Here is a 16145-nt window from a genome sequence, read left to right on the forward strand (position 1 = left end):
TATGGCCTATTGTGTGGGGGGGGGCGTTCGATGTGGTTTTACCAAATGCTGATCTCCTTTCCTTTCATATTGTAATTGAATTGACCGCTCAATCCGAGCATCTTCACAATGGTACCGATGCTTTCGTTATTTGTTTTCAGATTGATCCGTTTGCTGTTAATCTCCATCTTATTTATTGTAAATGTTACGCCGTAAGCTCTGGACAACTGCTTGCAGATGACATCCATGCGTTCATTGTTGAAGGTCAGTTTGCCGCTTATCCAGCCGGAAAAATCTGCCTCATCGACTTGTTTTACTAAGATTTCGCCTGTTTGTCGGGCATAATTAAGCTGTGCACCTGGTTGTAGCATCCATGCTTTGGCTTTGCCCTTTTCGACCACGCCAACTTTACCAGTAGAAACTGTTACTGCAATTTTTGGCTCAGATTTATAAGACGAAACATTAAATGAAGTACCCAGTACATGAATTTTCAGCTTTCCAGAATTTACTACAAATGGCTTTTCTTTATTGTGCGTAACCTCAAAGTAGGCTTCTCCGTCCAGAAAAACCGTCCTTGTTTTGCCAGTATAACTTTTCGCATACCTGATGTTGCTGCTGTTGTTAACATAGATTTTTGTGCCGTCAGCGAGGGTTACAATTTTCTTTTCCCCGGTTGTGGTGCTGAGTTCATAAAAATGATCTTTTTTAGGACCTGATTCCCGATCATTGATGAAAAACAGCACTGCAGTCAGTCCAATCAGTAAAATGGCAGCAGCAGTGGTCCATAATGGCAGTTTGAATCTTCTGGCAGTAGGGGTGTGTTGAAGCAGAATGTACTGCTTCAAATTATGCTCCATTATTTTTTCGATTTCGGCAGCATTGTCCGCATCTTTTAAATCAGTTGTTTCCCTCAGGTCTAAATCCTGGAACCACCTGGCAAAGGTCTTTTTATAGCTGTTGTCGTGTTGCATTCCTATACATAAAGGGCAAAACGAAAAAAGTACCACGCTTTGATGGTTAAACTTATGTTACGAATTCATTAACCAAATGATAAATGCGATTTTAGCTGTTGAAATGTGGTGTTGTGTGGCATTTTGCCTGATTTTAGCGTAGGCTTTACTGATTTGATTTTTAACCGTTTGGGGAGACAGGTTCAGCTTTTCAGCAATTTGATTGATCGAATAGTTTTCCGATCGGCTGATTAAAAAAATCTCCCGCATTTTTTCCGGCATGTCGTCAATTGTTTGATAAATCAAATCCAGGATATCCTGATACTCATTTTCAGCCATTTCCAGTTCCTGTTCGTGGAAATGCTCAGTCATGCTGCGGTTTGCCATGAAAAGTTCCAGATTTTTATAATGTTTCTCCTGGAAACCCCTTGCGCGGAAATAATCAGAAAGTTTAAAAATTAATGCATTGCGGAGGTAATCTTGTACGGGGATATTGATCTGAAGTTGCACCCGCTTGTCGTAAAAACCCATAAATACATTTTGAACAAGATCAAAAGCATCTTCCCTGGATCCGGTTTTTTTATGGGCAATGGTATATAGATTTTTCCAGCTCCGCTTATAAAGCTCATTGAAAGCTTCATAATCAGATTGCTGAATAAGCTCAAATAAGGCTTTATCCGACAGACTTTTCATTGCAGCCAAAGTAAGCACATGATGTGTTTACACCATCAAACAATTGTTAAGCTACCGTTAAGTTAATTTGTTGATACAAAAAGAGGTTGTTCACATCATTTTTACTGATGGTACAACCTCTTTTACATTGATCCTGATGGATCAGGCTTTAGTTATCCAGCAAACTCGCTGCTTCATCATCTAAAAACCAGGTTACATTGCCGTCAATTGGTTTAATCAATTGGGCAGGATATAACTTCGTATTTCTTTTAGGTGCTTCAATTACATGTTTTACAGCTACCGCTTTATTTTCTCCAAAAACCAGGAAGGCTACATTTTTAGCTTTATTGATCAGGGGAGCAGTAAAGCTGATGCGATAGGTAGACAGTTTCTCTACAAATACCGAGTCAATTTCCACATTCTTATTGTTCAGGATGTCTGTTCCAGGAAATAAGGAAGCGGTATGTGCATCATCTCCCATGCCCAGTAAGATCAGGTCAAAAGTTAAATCTGCACCATCAAAATGTTTCACAATCGCTTTATTGTATTCAATGGCAGCCTTTTCAGGTGCCAAAGTGGTATTCACATAAAAGATATGATCCTCAGCAATATTTAAAGGCGCTAAGATTGCCTTTTTTGCCATTAAGCCGTTGTAGCTTTCATGGTCGGGCATAACATTACGTTCATCTCCGAAAAAGAAATAAACCTTAGTCCAGTCGATCCGTGTTTTATAGGTAGTCGCCAGCATTTCGTACAGCATTTTTGGGGAGTTACCTCCTGTCAGTACGAAGTTGAAGCAATTCTGATCTTCGATCGATTTGTTCGCAATTTTGATGATGTACTCAGCCAAGTCTTCAAGCAACTGGCTTTGTGTTTTATAAATCAGTAAATTCATTAGTCTTTGTTTAGTGGAAGGGTAAACCAGTGGAAACCATCTCTGGCTATCAATGCTTCTGCATCTTCCGGACCCCATGATCCTGCCGTATAGTTCGGGAAGCTCAATGATTTTTTAGTTTCCCATGCATTGATCACCGGCATTAATAAATCCCAGGCAATCTCTACCTGATCTGCACGCATAAATTGCGTCTGATCACCGGTCATCACATCCAATAATAAAGTCTCATAAGCCTCAGGTGATTCTGTTGTATAAGTACCTTTGTAATCAAACACCATATCAACCGGGTTTAACACCATGTCTAATCCAGGGCGCTTACCCTGAACCTGTAAACGGATGCTCATTTCTGGCTGTATGCTAATGATGAGCCTGTTCTGCTGCCAGTGTTCTGCAACGCCTTCAGGGAATACCTGGTGTGGCACATCTTTAAACTGTATCGTAATTAATGAAGAGGTCTGAGCCAGACGTTTTCCGGTACGCACATAAAATGGCACACCTTTCCAGCGCCAGTTGTCTACAAAAAACTTGATGGCTGCAAAAGTTTCCGTATTGGATTCTTCTACCACATCTTTTTCAGAACGATAACTTGGTACTTCATCTCCTTTGATCCAGCCGCCGGTGTATTGGCCGCGTACGGTATTGAAGCGGATGTCTTCACTCGAAAAAGGACGCATGGCCTTCAGCACATCCACTTTTTTATCCCTGATTTCATCGGCATCAAAATTAATAGGTGTTTCCATACCAATGATACAAAGCAATTGCAGCAAATGGTTTTGGATCATATCCCTTAAGGCACCAGAACCATCGTAATAGCCACCACGTTCACCCACGCCCAATTGTTCCGTTACCGAAATCTGTACGTGATCAATGTAATTTCTATTCCAGAGTGGCTCCAGGAAGGAGTTGGCAAAACGGAAAGCCATGATGTTCTGAACCGTTTCTTTCCCCAGATAATGGTCAATCCTATAAATCTGTTTTTCCTTAAAACGTTCTTTCAACAAAGCATTTAATTCGCGTGCAGTTTCCAGATCTTTACCAAAAGGCTTTTCAACTACGATGCGGCAATTGTCTTCATTTTCTGCAAGCTTAAACTTGGCCAAACGTTTGGCAATGGAAGGGAAGAGGTCTGGAGAAACCGCCAGATAATAAACAATCTGTGTTTCTGGGCCAAACTCGTCTTTAAATTTATCGATAGTTTCTTTAAGTGCATCAAAAGAAGCCGAGTCTTTAACGTCAACCGGATTATAATGAACGCTCTGAGAGAAACTATCCCACTTTTCTTTTTGAACCTTACCCGTACGTGAAAAGCTGTTTACACCCTGCATCAGGGTATCTCTAAACTTATCATCGGTAAGCGGTTTTCTGGCTGTACCAATAATGGCAAACTTTTCAGGCATATAGCCTTCGGCATAAAGGTTGTAAAGAGCGGGCGCAAGTTTGCGCAGATTTAAATCACCGGTACCACCAAAAATTACAATAATGGTTGGGCTAAGGTTGATACTTGTCTTCATTATATGGGGTTTTTACAAATTATTTGAGTTCCAGTCGGCATGGAAAATGCCTTCACTATCTGTACGTTCAAAAGTATGGGCACCAAAGAAATCTCTTTGAGCCTGGGTTAAATTAAGTGGTGAATTGGCTGTTCTGAATGAATCGTAATAAGTGATTGCCGAGGCAAGTGCAGGAATTGCAAAACCGTTTTCAATGGCTTTCACGACAACTTTCCTGGTTCCGGGAACAATCTCTTTCAATTTACCCTGAATTGCGGCATCTGCATATAAATGCGGCAGTTTGGGATTTTGGGAATAGGCCTGATAAATGTCCTGTAACAATTCTGCACGGATGATACAGCCACCGCGCCAGATCTGAGAGATTTCCTTCAGGTTCAGTTCATATTTAAATTCAGCAGATGCTGCTTCCAGTAAATGCAAACCTTGGGCATAACAGGTAATCATAGCAAAGTATAATGATTGCTCCAATTGGGCCTCAAACTCTGCCGTGTTTTGAATTTTCTCAGCCGTATGTGGCAAAGCAGCATCCAGGGCTACGCGCAATTGTTTATATTTAGAAAGGTCCCTGCTACTTACTGCTTCGTTGATGGTTGGAATTGGCAATTGCAAATCCATAGATACCTGTGAAGTCCATTTACCGGTTCCTTTAGATTTGGCTTCGTCTTTAATCACATCGATTAAATAACCACCGCTTTTTTCATCCTTAACTTTAAACACATCTTTGGTCACTTCCAGTAAGAAAGATTTCAGGCGGCCATCATTCCATTTGTTGAATGTGGTATAAATCTCTTCATTGTTGTAACCTAAACCTGTTTTCAACAGGCCATAAGTTTCGGCAAGGATTTGCATCATGGCATATTCAATACCATTGTGTACCATTTTTACGAAGTGACCAGATGCTCCCGGGCCAATGTAGGCCACGCAAGGATCGCCTTTTACTTTTGCTGAAACTGCTTCCAAAATAGGTTTAACCGCGTCGTAGGCTGCTTTATCACCTCCAGGCATCATACTTGGCCCAAAACGTGCTCCTTCTTCACCACCAGAAATTCCCATACCAAAGAAATGGATTCCTTGTTCGGCCAGATCTGTAGCTCTTCTGCTGGTATCTGTAAAATGCGAATTTCCGCTGTCGATGATCATGTCACCTTTGTCCAGTAATGGTACGAGCTCCTGGATTACACTATCAACAATTGCACCTGCAGGTACCAGTAACATCACTCTGCGTGGCAATTCCAGACTTTGTATGAAATCTTCTAAAGAAGCAAAGCCCTTTAAATCGTGTGCTTTACCATCTTCTTCCAGTTTCTGCAGCATTTTTGCATCCTTATCATAACCGGTTACAGCAAAACCGTTGTCGGCCATGTTGAGCAATAAATTGCGGCCCATGGTGCCCAGGCCTATCATTCCTAAAGTATATTGGTTTGTCATTGTCTATTTTTTATTAGGGTTGGTCGTATGTACATGATATTTCTCTTCCAGGTCCCAAAGTTTTGCACCGCCTTTGATGCCATCTTTATTGGAAACCATTTTGATGTTGTGCTCCAGCTCAAAGTCGATCTCTTTGGCATTTCCGCCACCGATATATAAGGTGTCGTAATTGAAGACTACTTTATAAATCTCGATAACGCGCTTTAAACGCTCATTCCAATCCTTTTTGCCTATTTTTGCAAAGGCTTTTGCTCCAAGATAATCGTCGTAATCTTTGTTTTTGGTGATGGGCAGATGTGCCAGTTCCAAATGGGGAAGCAGGTCGCCGTCAAACAATAAGGCCGTTCCAAAGCCAGTACCTACGGTAAACACAATTTCAAAACCTTTACCGGCTACAATGCCCAGAGCCTGTTGGTCTGCATCGTTAACCAGGCGGACCGGCTTATCAAACAAATTACTGATCTGCTGGGCCAGGTCAATGCCCGCCCATTTATTCCTGGCTAGATTTGGTGCAGTTTCAACCACTCCATGTTTAACATAACCCGGAAAACCAACAGAGATTTTTTTAAAGTCCTGCCCAAGTTCAGGAACCAAGGCTTGGATCACTTCTAAAATGGCCTTGGGTGTAGCGTCTTTTGGGGTTGGGAGCTTTTTATACTCGGAGGCTAAGTCTCCTTTCGAATTTAAGATGCAAGCTTTAACGCTTGTGCCGCCGATGTCAATTGATAAAATATTGTCCTTGTTCTCGTTTTTTTTGGTAACTGGCATGTTCTTTTTTTATGTGAAAAAAGCCTGTTTTATTATTAACATTCAAAATAACAAAATTAAGACCAATAAAGTGTCGAATCAGGGGATTAATCATCAGAAAAAAATAATCTGACTTTGGCAGGAGATAAGTTGCGGACCCGGATTTCTGAGCTGACTAGCGAATATGAAAGTAAAACCCTAATTTTACGCTAAACCAAAATGCCCCTGAATGCCCAAATTATTTTGTTGGATTGGATTGTTATTGAACGTATTGCTATTTCAGTACGAGGATGGCCATGCACAAAAAAATAAAATCGCGTTCAATCACCTGACCGTTGAAAATGGCCTGTCGCAAAGTAGTGTATTCTCTATTGCCCAGGACAGTGTGGGTTTCATGTGGTTTGGAACCAAAGACGGGTTGAACAAATACAATACGCGTAATTTTGAGGTTTTTAAAAGAGAAAGGGGAAACCCGAATTCAATAACAACCGGGCAAAATGTCAATGCTTTGTATACCGATCGGTCTGGCCAGCTCTGGATTGGTACGCATCGGGGCTTAAACCGCTACATACAGGAAAGCAATTCATTTCAACGTTACGTTAACGATCCTAAAGTTAAAACCAGTTTAAGCTACAATACAGTAAGGGCCATTTTCCAGGATAGCAAGGGCAGGATGTGGATTGGTACAGACAGCGGCTTGAATGTATTGGTTAAACCAGACCGCTTTATCCGTTTTATGCCTCAGGCCAAAGGCAAACCTGGTCTGGCACATTACCTGGTTAAATCTATCGTTGAAGATCAGTATGGAGCCATGTGGATTGGTACCCTGCAGGGACTTACGCGGATGATGGAAGGTAAAAATGGCTGGACTTTCAAATCTTATTTCCACAATAAAAATAATCCCGAAAGTCTGGCAGATAATGATGTTGCTGTGGTTTACGAAGATCCAATGAAGCGCTTGTGGGTAGGTACCCACAATTACGGTCTGGATCTGTTTGATCAGCAAAAACAAAGCTTCAAACATTTTACGGCCAGCAAAGGCAAGCCCAATAGCATCAACAGCAATGTGATCCGCAAAATAAAAATGGACCGCAAAGGGAAACTCTGGATTTCTACCTTAAATGGCATTAATATCTATGATCCGGAAACGGAAAGTTTCAGTGCCTTAAACCACAATCCTGACGACCCGACGAGTTTAAATCAGAATTCCATTTATGACATTCAGCAGGATGTGGATGGATCGATGTGGATCGGTACTTTTTATGGGGGCATCAATTTTTACCATTCCAACGCTACGCCTTTTAAAGGTTACAAGTCTACATTAGGTAAAAATGGGCTCAGCAGTAATGTGGTCAGTGCCATGATTGAAGACCAGGCCCATAACCTGTGGATTGGAACGGAAGCAGAAGGCCTGAATTATTACAACCGCAGTACCGGGAAATTTACCAGCTTTAAACATGATCCCGAAAACCCAGCTTCACTGAGTTCCAACCTGGTTAAAGATATATCCATTGGTAAGGATGGAAAAGTGTGGATCGGAACCTATGAAGGCGGCCTGGATTTGTACCAGCCCGGAAGTAACCTGTTTAAACATTACCGGCCAGATAGTACGGATTCCAAAGCGTTAAATTCGAATCGCGTAGTATGTTTGCTGCATGACCATAACGGGAAACTTTGGATCGGCACCCGGGCGCATGGTGTATTCCTTTACAACGAGCAGGAAAATAATTTCAGTGCTTTTCATCCACCCATGTTTGCAAACGACCTGAAATTTATCAGGTATCTGTTTGAAGATGCGAAAAAGCAAATCTGGATTGCCACCAATTCCGGTACTTATATCTTTGATCCCTTAAGCAATAAGATCAGGAAGTTTGTAACGATCAACAACAGTTTCAAATTCGATGACATCAATATCGTTCAGGAAGACAGCAATGGTGTCATCTGGTTAGGTAGCTATGATGCCGGTTTAATCCGGTACCAACCCAATCGGCAGGCCATACGTTTTTATAACATGGAACAGGGCCTGCCCAGCAATGTGATATTGGGCATTTTAGAGGATGATCAGCATAGCCTATGGATCAGTACAGACAATGGTTTATCGAAGTTTGATGGTAAAGTATTTAAAAATTATACCATTGAGGACGGATTGCCTGGAAACGTATTCAATTACAATTCTTTTTTGAAAGACAGTCGTGGTGAGTTCTTTTTTGGAGGCTATAATGGCCTGATCAGTTTTTTTCCGGCAGAGATCAAAGAAAATAACAAAGTTCCAAAGGTTGTTTTTACACGCTTAAGGTTGTTCAATAAAACAGTGGCAATTGACGACGACAGCCAGCTGCTGAAACGGAATATCAATTTAACTGAAGCCTTGACTTTTTCGCATGCCCAGAATATCTTCACCCTGGAGTTTGCCGCGCTGAATTATATCAAATCGGAAAAAAACAGATATGCCTATAAACTGGAGGGCTTTGATAAGGATTGGAATTTTGTAAATACACCGGCCGCAACCTTTACCAACCTGACGCCCGGGACTTATAAACTGCTGATTAAGGGAAGCAATAATGACGGGGTTTGGTCAAAAGAACCGGTAGCCATGATGATCTACATTAAACCGCCTTTTTGGAAAACCTGGTGGGCTTATCTTTTCTATTTTATGGCACTATCCGGCTTATTGGTTTTAATTTTCAGATACTTCCTGGTGCGTGCAAAACTGAGTAAAGAGCATGAGATTTATCAAATGAAACTCGATTTCTTTACCAATGTGTCGCATGAGATCAGGACACCTTTAACGTTGATTGTAGGGCCACTGGAACAGTTGATCCAGGATACCCTGGAGTCGCCGGGCTTAAACCGCAGATTGCTGACCGTGAAAAAGAATGCTGGTCGTTTAACCCGTTTGGTAAATGAGCTGATGGATTTCAGAAAGCAGGAAGCAGGTAAGTTGGGTCTGAATGTTTCACCAGAGAACATCGTGAATTTTGCCAAAGAGATATTTTTATCTTTCCAATACCTCGCACTGAAACATCATGTCGATTACCAGTTTGTTTGTGAGGATGAAGCCATAGAAATTTACTTTGACCATGAACAACTGGAAAAAGTTTTCTTCAACCTGCTGTCCAATGCCTTTAAATTTACACCGGATTATGGCAGGATCTCGTTGAAAATACAAAAATCAGGAACCGGCTTTGTCGAAATTACGGTGCTCGACAATGGTAAGGGGATTCCGGAAGACAGCCGGGATAAAATTTTCACCAATTTTTACCAGGTGAAAGACCATTTGTCCAGAAATAGTGGCACAGGAATCGGTCTGGCATTATCCAAAAAAATCGCTGAATTGCACCACGGGGATTTACGCTTATTACCTGGATCTGCAGACCCTGATGCAGCGGTAGAGACCTGTTTTTGTTTGAGGCTACGCACCGGAAAAGCGCACTTTGCCAAAGATGAACTGATTCCGCAATATGTGCCGGTTGAAAGTCCGCTTTTATACCCGATCCCTCCGGACCTGGATGTACATGAGGGGGCTGAGCCGGCTGATGTTCCTGAACAGGAAAGGATCACTTTACTGATTGTGGAGGACAATCCTGAAATCAGGGATTTCATCAAACATGCCCTGCGCAAATTTTATGACATTGTAGAAGCTGAAAATGGCGAACAAGGGGTCAGACTGGCATTTGACCTGATTCCTGACATCATTGTCAGTGATGTGATGATGCCGGAAATGGATGGCCTGGAGTTGTGCCGGACCTTGAAAACCGATGCCCGGACCAGCCACATTCCGATCATACTGCTGACGGCCAGATCGGGCAATATCCATGAGGTAAGCGGATTAAAAACGGGCGCCGAAGCTTACATCACCAAACCTTTTAACATCGAAATCCTGCAACTGAACATCAGTAACCTGTTGATGCTGCAATCCAATATGCGGCGGAAGTTCAGTCAGCAAATGACCTTACAGCCTTCCAACGTGTTGATCGAATCGACCGACCAGGATTTCCTGAACCGCATTATGGTCATCATCGAGCGCAGCTTTAATGATGAGGAGTTTAATGTGAATGTACTGGCTTCTGAGGTGGGGATGAGCACTCCGATTCTGTATAAAAAGATCAAGGCACTGACAGACATGACCGTGAATAACTTCATCAAGTCGGTTCGGCTGAAAAGAGCGGGCCAGTTGTTACAGCAGCAAAAATATACGGTTTATGAAGTGGCTTATATGGTTGGCTTTAATGATAGCAAATATTTCAGTAAAGAATTTACCAAACAGTTTGGCAGGACACCTTCTGATTATGCTGCTGAAGAAAATTAGTGTAAAATGCCAATTTCTTTGAATGTTTGGTCAATAGCGTAAAGTTAGCCTGGTTACAAAGGCATTATCTTTAGCACAACCAAATTATAACCAATGAAAACAGGTTTTCTCAATAGATCGTGCATACCGGTAGCACTGTTTGTCGGCTCAATGCTCAGTCATGCTGTGCAGGCACAGCAAATCGCTCCAGCGGCAAAATCCGAATGGGTAACTATAAACCCGGACGGGAAACTCCATTATAAAACTTTAAAAGGGGGCGACAGGATCATGGATTTTTCTGATGCCGGATATATGGGTGGAGGGGTTAGCATACCCAATCCAGCGGTAAAGATCAGCTTAAACCCTGTGCCTGGCGACAATTCGAAAGCGATTCAGGACGCCATTGATGCCCTTTCAAAAATGCCCTTGCAAAATGGCTTTAGGGGAGCGGTACTTTTAAAGCCAGGAATTTACAATTGTGAACAGGCCATTGTGATCCAGACTAGCGGGGTGGTATTGCGTGGAAGCGGTAGTACAGCCGATGGAACAGTGCTCAACATGACCGGGAAGCCACATGCATGTGTGCTGATTAAAGGCAATGCATGGACAAAAACCATGGGTAAACCTACTTTTCTGGCAGATGCCTATGTACCTTCAGCAGCAATAACGTTTAAATTAAATGAGGTGTCTGGCCTGGCTGCAGGGGATACCATCCACATCAGCAAACCCGTAACGCCTGCCTGGTTGAGCTTTATGGGCATGGATACGCTTACACGAAATGGCAAGCCTCAAACCTGGATTACAGGCGAGATCAATACCGATCGGATCATCCGTAAAATAGAAAACCATACGATCACCATTGATGTTCCTTTAACCGATAATTATGATGCCCGGTATTTGGGAAGGAATGGAGTTGCGGTAACTAAAATTTCTTCAGGTGGAGCAATTGCCCAGGTCGGGATAGAAAATTTAAGAATGGTCTCTCCGGATCAAACCGGCACCATCGATGAAGCACATCATAAGGCTTTTTCCATCAGCGGTGCATCTGACGCCTGGGCCAGAAACATAGCGGTATTTAATACCGTAAACAGCATCAATGTGACGGGGCGGAGGATTACACTTGATCAGATCAGTATTGTACACAATTTAGCTACAACAGGCGCTGCAAAGCCTGCAGATTTAAACGGCTCAGGTCAGCAGATTTTATTCAACAATTGCAGCATTACCGGTGATAATGTTTTTTTCTTTGCGACTGGCGCCAAGGTAACTGGCCCCATTGTACTGTTGAACTGTGTTTTCAAGGGCAACGGCTGGATTCAGCCACACCAACGCTGGGCTACAGGCTTACTCATCGACAATTGCCAGGTACCGGATGGCGGAATTGATTTCATGAACCGCGGTGCCATGGGCTCAGGTCATGGCTGGTCAATAGGCTGGGCGGTAGCCTGGAACTGTAAAGCCAGATCTTTTTTAAATCAGCAACCTCCAGGTGCCGCAAATTGGGTCATCGGAAGTACAGGTGAGCATCAGCGTAAACCCATGCCATTTTTTAAAGGCCCAATGGTTACCGAAGGGTTTTACGATTCATCAGACAAGCCTGTGGCACCTGCCAGTTTGTATTTGAGTCAGTTGCAGGAACGTTTGGGTGCAGCAGCGCTTAAAAATATTGGCTATTAATTATTTGAGCAATTTTATAGTATAATTTATGAAGAAGGTAAAACTGACAACTAAAACATTGCTGACATTGGCCTTGCTCGCTGCAGCAAATCCGGTAACGCGGGCCCAAACGATGGACGAGATGTGGGATAGCAGTGTGTCTGGTAAAGAGAACCCCAATTTAAAATGGTTTAAGGAAGCTAAATTTGGCATGTTTATCCATTGGGGCTTATATGCTAAACTGGCCGGAGAGTGGAAAGGAAAACGTTATTACGGTAGTGGTGAATGGATCATGAGCCAGGCCCGGATACCGGTAGCGGAATATAAACAAGCGGCACAAACTTTCAACCCGGTTAAATTTAATGCCGATGAATGGGCACAACTGGCCAAAGATGCGGGAATTAAATACATGGTCATTACAGCCAAACACCACGAAGGTTTTTCGATGTTTGATAGTAAAGTGAGCGATTTTGACATCGTAGATGCTACGCCTTATAAGCAAGATCCCATGAAGGCATTGTCGGCAGCTACCCGAAAAAGAGGTGTTCAGTTCGGGTTTTACTACTCCCAGTTCCAGGATTGGTATGAACCCAATGGTGGCAAAAACAGTTGGGACTTTGACGAATCGAAAAAAGACTACCAGAAATATTATCAGGAAAAGGCCATTCCGCAACTCAAAGAATTGCTGAGCAATTACGGCCCTTTGGGTATCGTCTGGTTTGATACACCAGGTGGTATGACCAAAGAACAGACCCAGGGTTTTGTCAATGAACTCCGCGTTTTACAACCCAAAAGTTTATTCAGCAGCCGCGTAGGTCAGGGTTTAGGCGATTACCGCGATTTTGGAGATTCTGAGGTACCCGCAACACCAATTAAAGGGGCCTGGGAATCCATTTATACCCATAACGATTCCTGGGGTTACATCAAACACGATATGAATTTCAAAACCCCGACTGAGATCATCCGCCTATTGGCCAATGTGGCTTCAAAAGGTGGAAACCTGATGCTCAATGTTGGTCCGGATGGGGAGGGCAATATACCAGAATACTCAGTTAAGTTTTTACGTGAAACAGGTAAATGGCTGGATAAAAATGGCGAGAGTATTTACAGCAGTACCTACGGATTGATTCCTGCACAACCCTGGGGTGTGAGTACTTCAAAACCTGGTAAACAATACCTCCATGTATTACACCGGCCAGTCAATGGAAAATTACTGGTACCGGATTTCAAAGGAAAGCTGAGTAAGGTGTATGCGCTTGCTGATGGTAAAAACCTGGTCTGGAAAAAAACTGGTAACGACATCTGGATTGACTTACCTGCTATTGATGCAGATGCGGCAAATACCGTGTTTGTTATGGAGTTCTCGGGTAAAGTGCCTGATTATAATCTGAATGTGCCCGTTACCGTTTCTAACCAGTATCCGGAGAATATGGTGGAAGCTACTTTTGCTAAGCTTAAAGGTGCAGCGAAAATTCAGAGCCTGACCTATAGTCATTATTATGGTGACTGGAAGCATACCATATGTGTAACAGACCTGAAAAATAAAAGCGATGAAGCTGACTTTTCCATTCGGGTGACGGAGCCTGGGGTGTATAAAATTGCCCTGGAGTATTCTTGTTCACCTGAAAGTGCCAAACAGGAGGGTAGCCTGACGGTCAACGATCAGGAGTTCCTGTTCCGGACCTTAAGAACTTCTGATTTCGATAAGAAAGCGCCTTTACCCTTCATCAAACACACCATTGCTACGACTACCTTTACTAAAGCTGGGGTGTACCAGATCCGCATTCATCCGCTTCAGGATGGGCTGGAATTGTTCAGGTTGAAATCGGTATCGCTGGATCCGGTACTGTAATTACAAGATGATGAAAACACATAACCCTGTCGCGGCCATACTATGTACACTTATTTTGAGTGTGTCTTCCATTTGTTCCGCGCAAATTAAGGGAACTATCTGGGATGTCAGAGACATCTATCAAATCCCCCCATATCAAACACTAAGTGCCGATTCTGCCCTCGAAATCATCTACCAGGGATTGAAATACAAAGGTCGACCGCAAAATGTATATGCCTATTATGCGAGTCCGGGTACACTAAAGGGCGACCGCGCTAAAGATAAAAACCTGCCGGCAGTGGTGCTTGTGCATGGCGGTGGCGGTACTGCTTTTAAAAAGTGGGCGATCATGTGGGCCAAAAAAGGTTACGCGGCAATCGCAATGGATTTGAGAGGGAATGATGGTACTAAAAAACACATAGCAGGAGGCTTTGACGAACCAGACGGACAAACGCCTTATTTTACCATTACTCCCGGACTAAATGAACAATGGATGTATCAGGCGGTTGCTGATGTGATTCTTGCCCACAACCTGATCCGCAGCTTTAAGGAAGTGGATCCGAAGCGTACCGCACTAACGGGGATCAGCTGGGGCGGCATCATCACTTGTTTGCTGGCTGGGATCGACGATAGGTATCAGGCTGCAGTTCCGGTATATGGTTGTGGATATTTGTTCGAAAACAGTGAAATGCGCAAAAGTCTGGATCTGCTGAATGCTGCCGACCGCAATACCTGGGTTACACAGTACGACCCGTCAGAATACCTGGCAAAGGCTAAAATGCCCATGCTTTTCATCAATGGTACCAATGACGGTCATTTCTTTCTGAACAGTTATGCAAAAACTTACAACCTGGTTAAAAATAGAAATCTTTCTGTTAAAATCGGGCTCAAAAATAATTAAGCTTATCCATAAAGCCTGCTGAACTGCTGAGCGGTAAACGGTTTTCTTTTGATACCAAAAGCGATGAGCGACTGGAGCTGCAGCCAGTCCTGAACTAGACTGCGAATCAATTGATATATTTATACCGCATTTGATTCGGTACTGGTCCCTTAATTTTAAAATTGCCTGCATAAACTCCATAAAATATGCCTCTGGTAGCGTTTATGCAGGTAATTTAAGATTCTCCCCCTCTTTGTTTAAGCATTTCACCCCTTGAAGATTTCGCCTTCGCTTAAATTAGCCTTACCAAATATATACAGTTATGAAAGCACAACTACTTAAAGTTTCATTAGAGCCTGCTCAATCATTTAGTGTAAGGCAGGATTTGCAACCTTCTATTAACAACAAATGGCACTACCATCAGGAAATTGAGTTGATCTATTTCAATAATGGTGATGGAACACAGTTTATTGGGGATAGCATCAAAAGGTTCAAGTCTGGCGACATTGTTTTGTTGGGTGCCAACCTGCCACACTATTGGCGGTTTGATGATGTTTATTTTGATGAAGTAAATCCCGCCCCGGCGGATGTAAGGGTAGCACATTTTAGCAACCAGTTGTTCGGCGATTTCTTTTTGAACCTGCCAGAAAACAAATTACTGAAAGATATATTGGAAAAAGCAAAGCGCGGCGTAAAGATTACCGGCCCTAATAAGGAGCAGGTGGCGGAGCTGATCACAAAAATGCTGACTGCTGAAGGCACCGAAAGGATCATCATTTTGATGCAGGCCCTGATGGAAATTGCCAAATCAACACAGTTGGAGGTACTGTCTTCTGTCGGCTTTCATTACGACCTTGAAATGGTGGAGAAAGACAGGATCAATGACATATATGATTATACCTACGCCAATTTTAAAAATAAGATCTATCTCGAGGAGATAGCCGAAGTGGCTCGGATTAGTCCGAATTCCTTTTGCCGTTATTTTAAATCGCGTACGCGTAAAACCTATTCTCAGTTTCTGATTGAGGTAAAGGTAGGCCAGGCTTGTAAGTTGCTGATTGAACACAGCCTCAATTTGAAGCAGGTATGTTACAACAGTGGCTTTAACAACTTTGCCAGTTTCCACAAGTGCTTTAAAAAGATTACAGGTAAAAGCCCGCTCTGTTACCAAAAAGAGTTTGTTACGGCCTGTGCATAATATTTGACCTGGTTTTGATAGGTGTTTTGCAGGCATATGCTAAAATAGTTGATGAATACGCCAAAAGCGCAAAATAAAAACCAAATGCGAATGATCAATTTAGCGGATAC

General features: G+C 42.8%; 11 protein-coding genes. 5 read left to right on the top strand and 6 right to left on the bottom strand.

Going from position 1 to position 16145, the window contains the following annotated elements; translation table 11 throughout:
- Positions 1-38: 38 nt before the first annotated feature.
- The 6 genes from IM797_RS12830 to IM797_RS12855 all read right to left on the bottom strand — a co-directional run bounded on the left by IM797_RS12830 (position 39) and on the right by IM797_RS12855 (position 6203).
- A complete protein-coding gene (locus IM797_RS12830) occupies positions 39-950 on the bottom strand; it encodes a FecR family protein (protein WP_194127524.1) in 912 nt (303 codons plus the stop codon).
- A 57-nt stretch (positions 951-1007) separates the two neighbouring features.
- A complete protein-coding gene (locus tag IM797_RS12835) occupies positions 1008-1622 on the bottom strand; it encodes an RNA polymerase sigma factor (RefSeq protein ID WP_194127525.1) in 615 nt (204 codons plus the stop codon).
- A gap of 148 nt (positions 1623-1770) precedes the next feature.
- Positions 1771-2496: a 6-phosphogluconolactonase gene (gene pgl, locus IM797_RS12840; RefSeq protein WP_194127526.1), complete on the bottom strand. Its 726-nt coding sequence runs from the start codon at positions 2494-2496 to the stop codon at positions 1771-1773.
- Positions 2496-4007 carry a glucose-6-phosphate dehydrogenase gene (gene zwf, locus IM797_RS12845; protein ID WP_194127527.1) on the bottom strand — a complete coding sequence of 504 codons (1512 nt, stop codon included), beginning with the start codon at positions 4005-4007 and terminating at the stop codon, positions 2496-2498. Before zwf ends, pgl begins: the two co-directional genes overlap by 1 nt.
- Before the next feature lie 12 nt (positions 4008-4019).
- Positions 4020-5435: an NADP-dependent phosphogluconate dehydrogenase gene (gene gndA, locus IM797_RS12850; RefSeq protein WP_194127528.1), complete on the bottom strand. Its 1416-nt coding sequence runs from the start codon at positions 5433-5435 to the stop codon at positions 4020-4022.
- A 3-nt stretch (positions 5436-5438) separates the two neighbouring features.
- A complete protein-coding gene (locus tag IM797_RS12855; protein ID WP_194127529.1) occupies positions 5439-6203 on the bottom strand; it encodes an ROK family protein in 765 nt (254 codons plus the stop codon).
- Between the two features lie 208 nt (positions 6204-6411).
- Between IM797_RS12855 and IM797_RS12860 the strand changes: the two genes are divergently transcribed.
- The 5 genes from IM797_RS12860 (at position 6412) to IM797_RS12880 (ending at position 16035) form a co-directional block, all read left to right on the top strand.
- Complete coding sequence (locus tag IM797_RS12860; RefSeq protein WP_194127530.1) at positions 6412-10491, top strand: two-component regulator propeller domain-containing protein; 4080 nt, start codon at positions 6412-6414, stop codon at positions 10489-10491.
- Between the two features lie 93 nt (positions 10492-10584).
- Positions 10585-12147 (top strand): hypothetical protein, encoded by a 1563-nt coding sequence (locus IM797_RS12865; protein WP_194127531.1) that lies wholly within the window; start codon positions 10585-10587, stop codon positions 12145-12147.
- Between the two features lie 28 nt (positions 12148-12175).
- Complete coding sequence (locus tag IM797_RS12870; RefSeq protein WP_194127532.1) at positions 12176-13978, top strand: alpha-L-fucosidase; 1803 nt, start codon at positions 12176-12178, stop codon at positions 13976-13978.
- Between the two features lie 7 nt (positions 13979-13985).
- On the top strand, positions 13986-14858 hold the full coding sequence (locus IM797_RS12875) for a S9 family peptidase (protein WP_194127533.1): 873 nt from the start codon (positions 13986-13988) through the stop codon (positions 14856-14858).
- Positions 14859-15159: 301 nt separating this feature from the next.
- On the top strand, positions 15160-16035 hold the full coding sequence (locus IM797_RS12880) for an AraC family transcriptional regulator (protein ID WP_194127534.1): 876 nt from the start codon (positions 15160-15162) through the stop codon (positions 16033-16035).
- Positions 16036-16145 lie beyond the last annotated feature (110 nt).

The sequence above is a fragment of the Pedobacter sp. MC2016-24 genome (assembly GCF_015223055.1).
Taxonomy (GTDB): Bacteria; Bacteroidota; Bacteroidia; order Sphingobacteriales; family Sphingobacteriaceae; genus Pedobacter.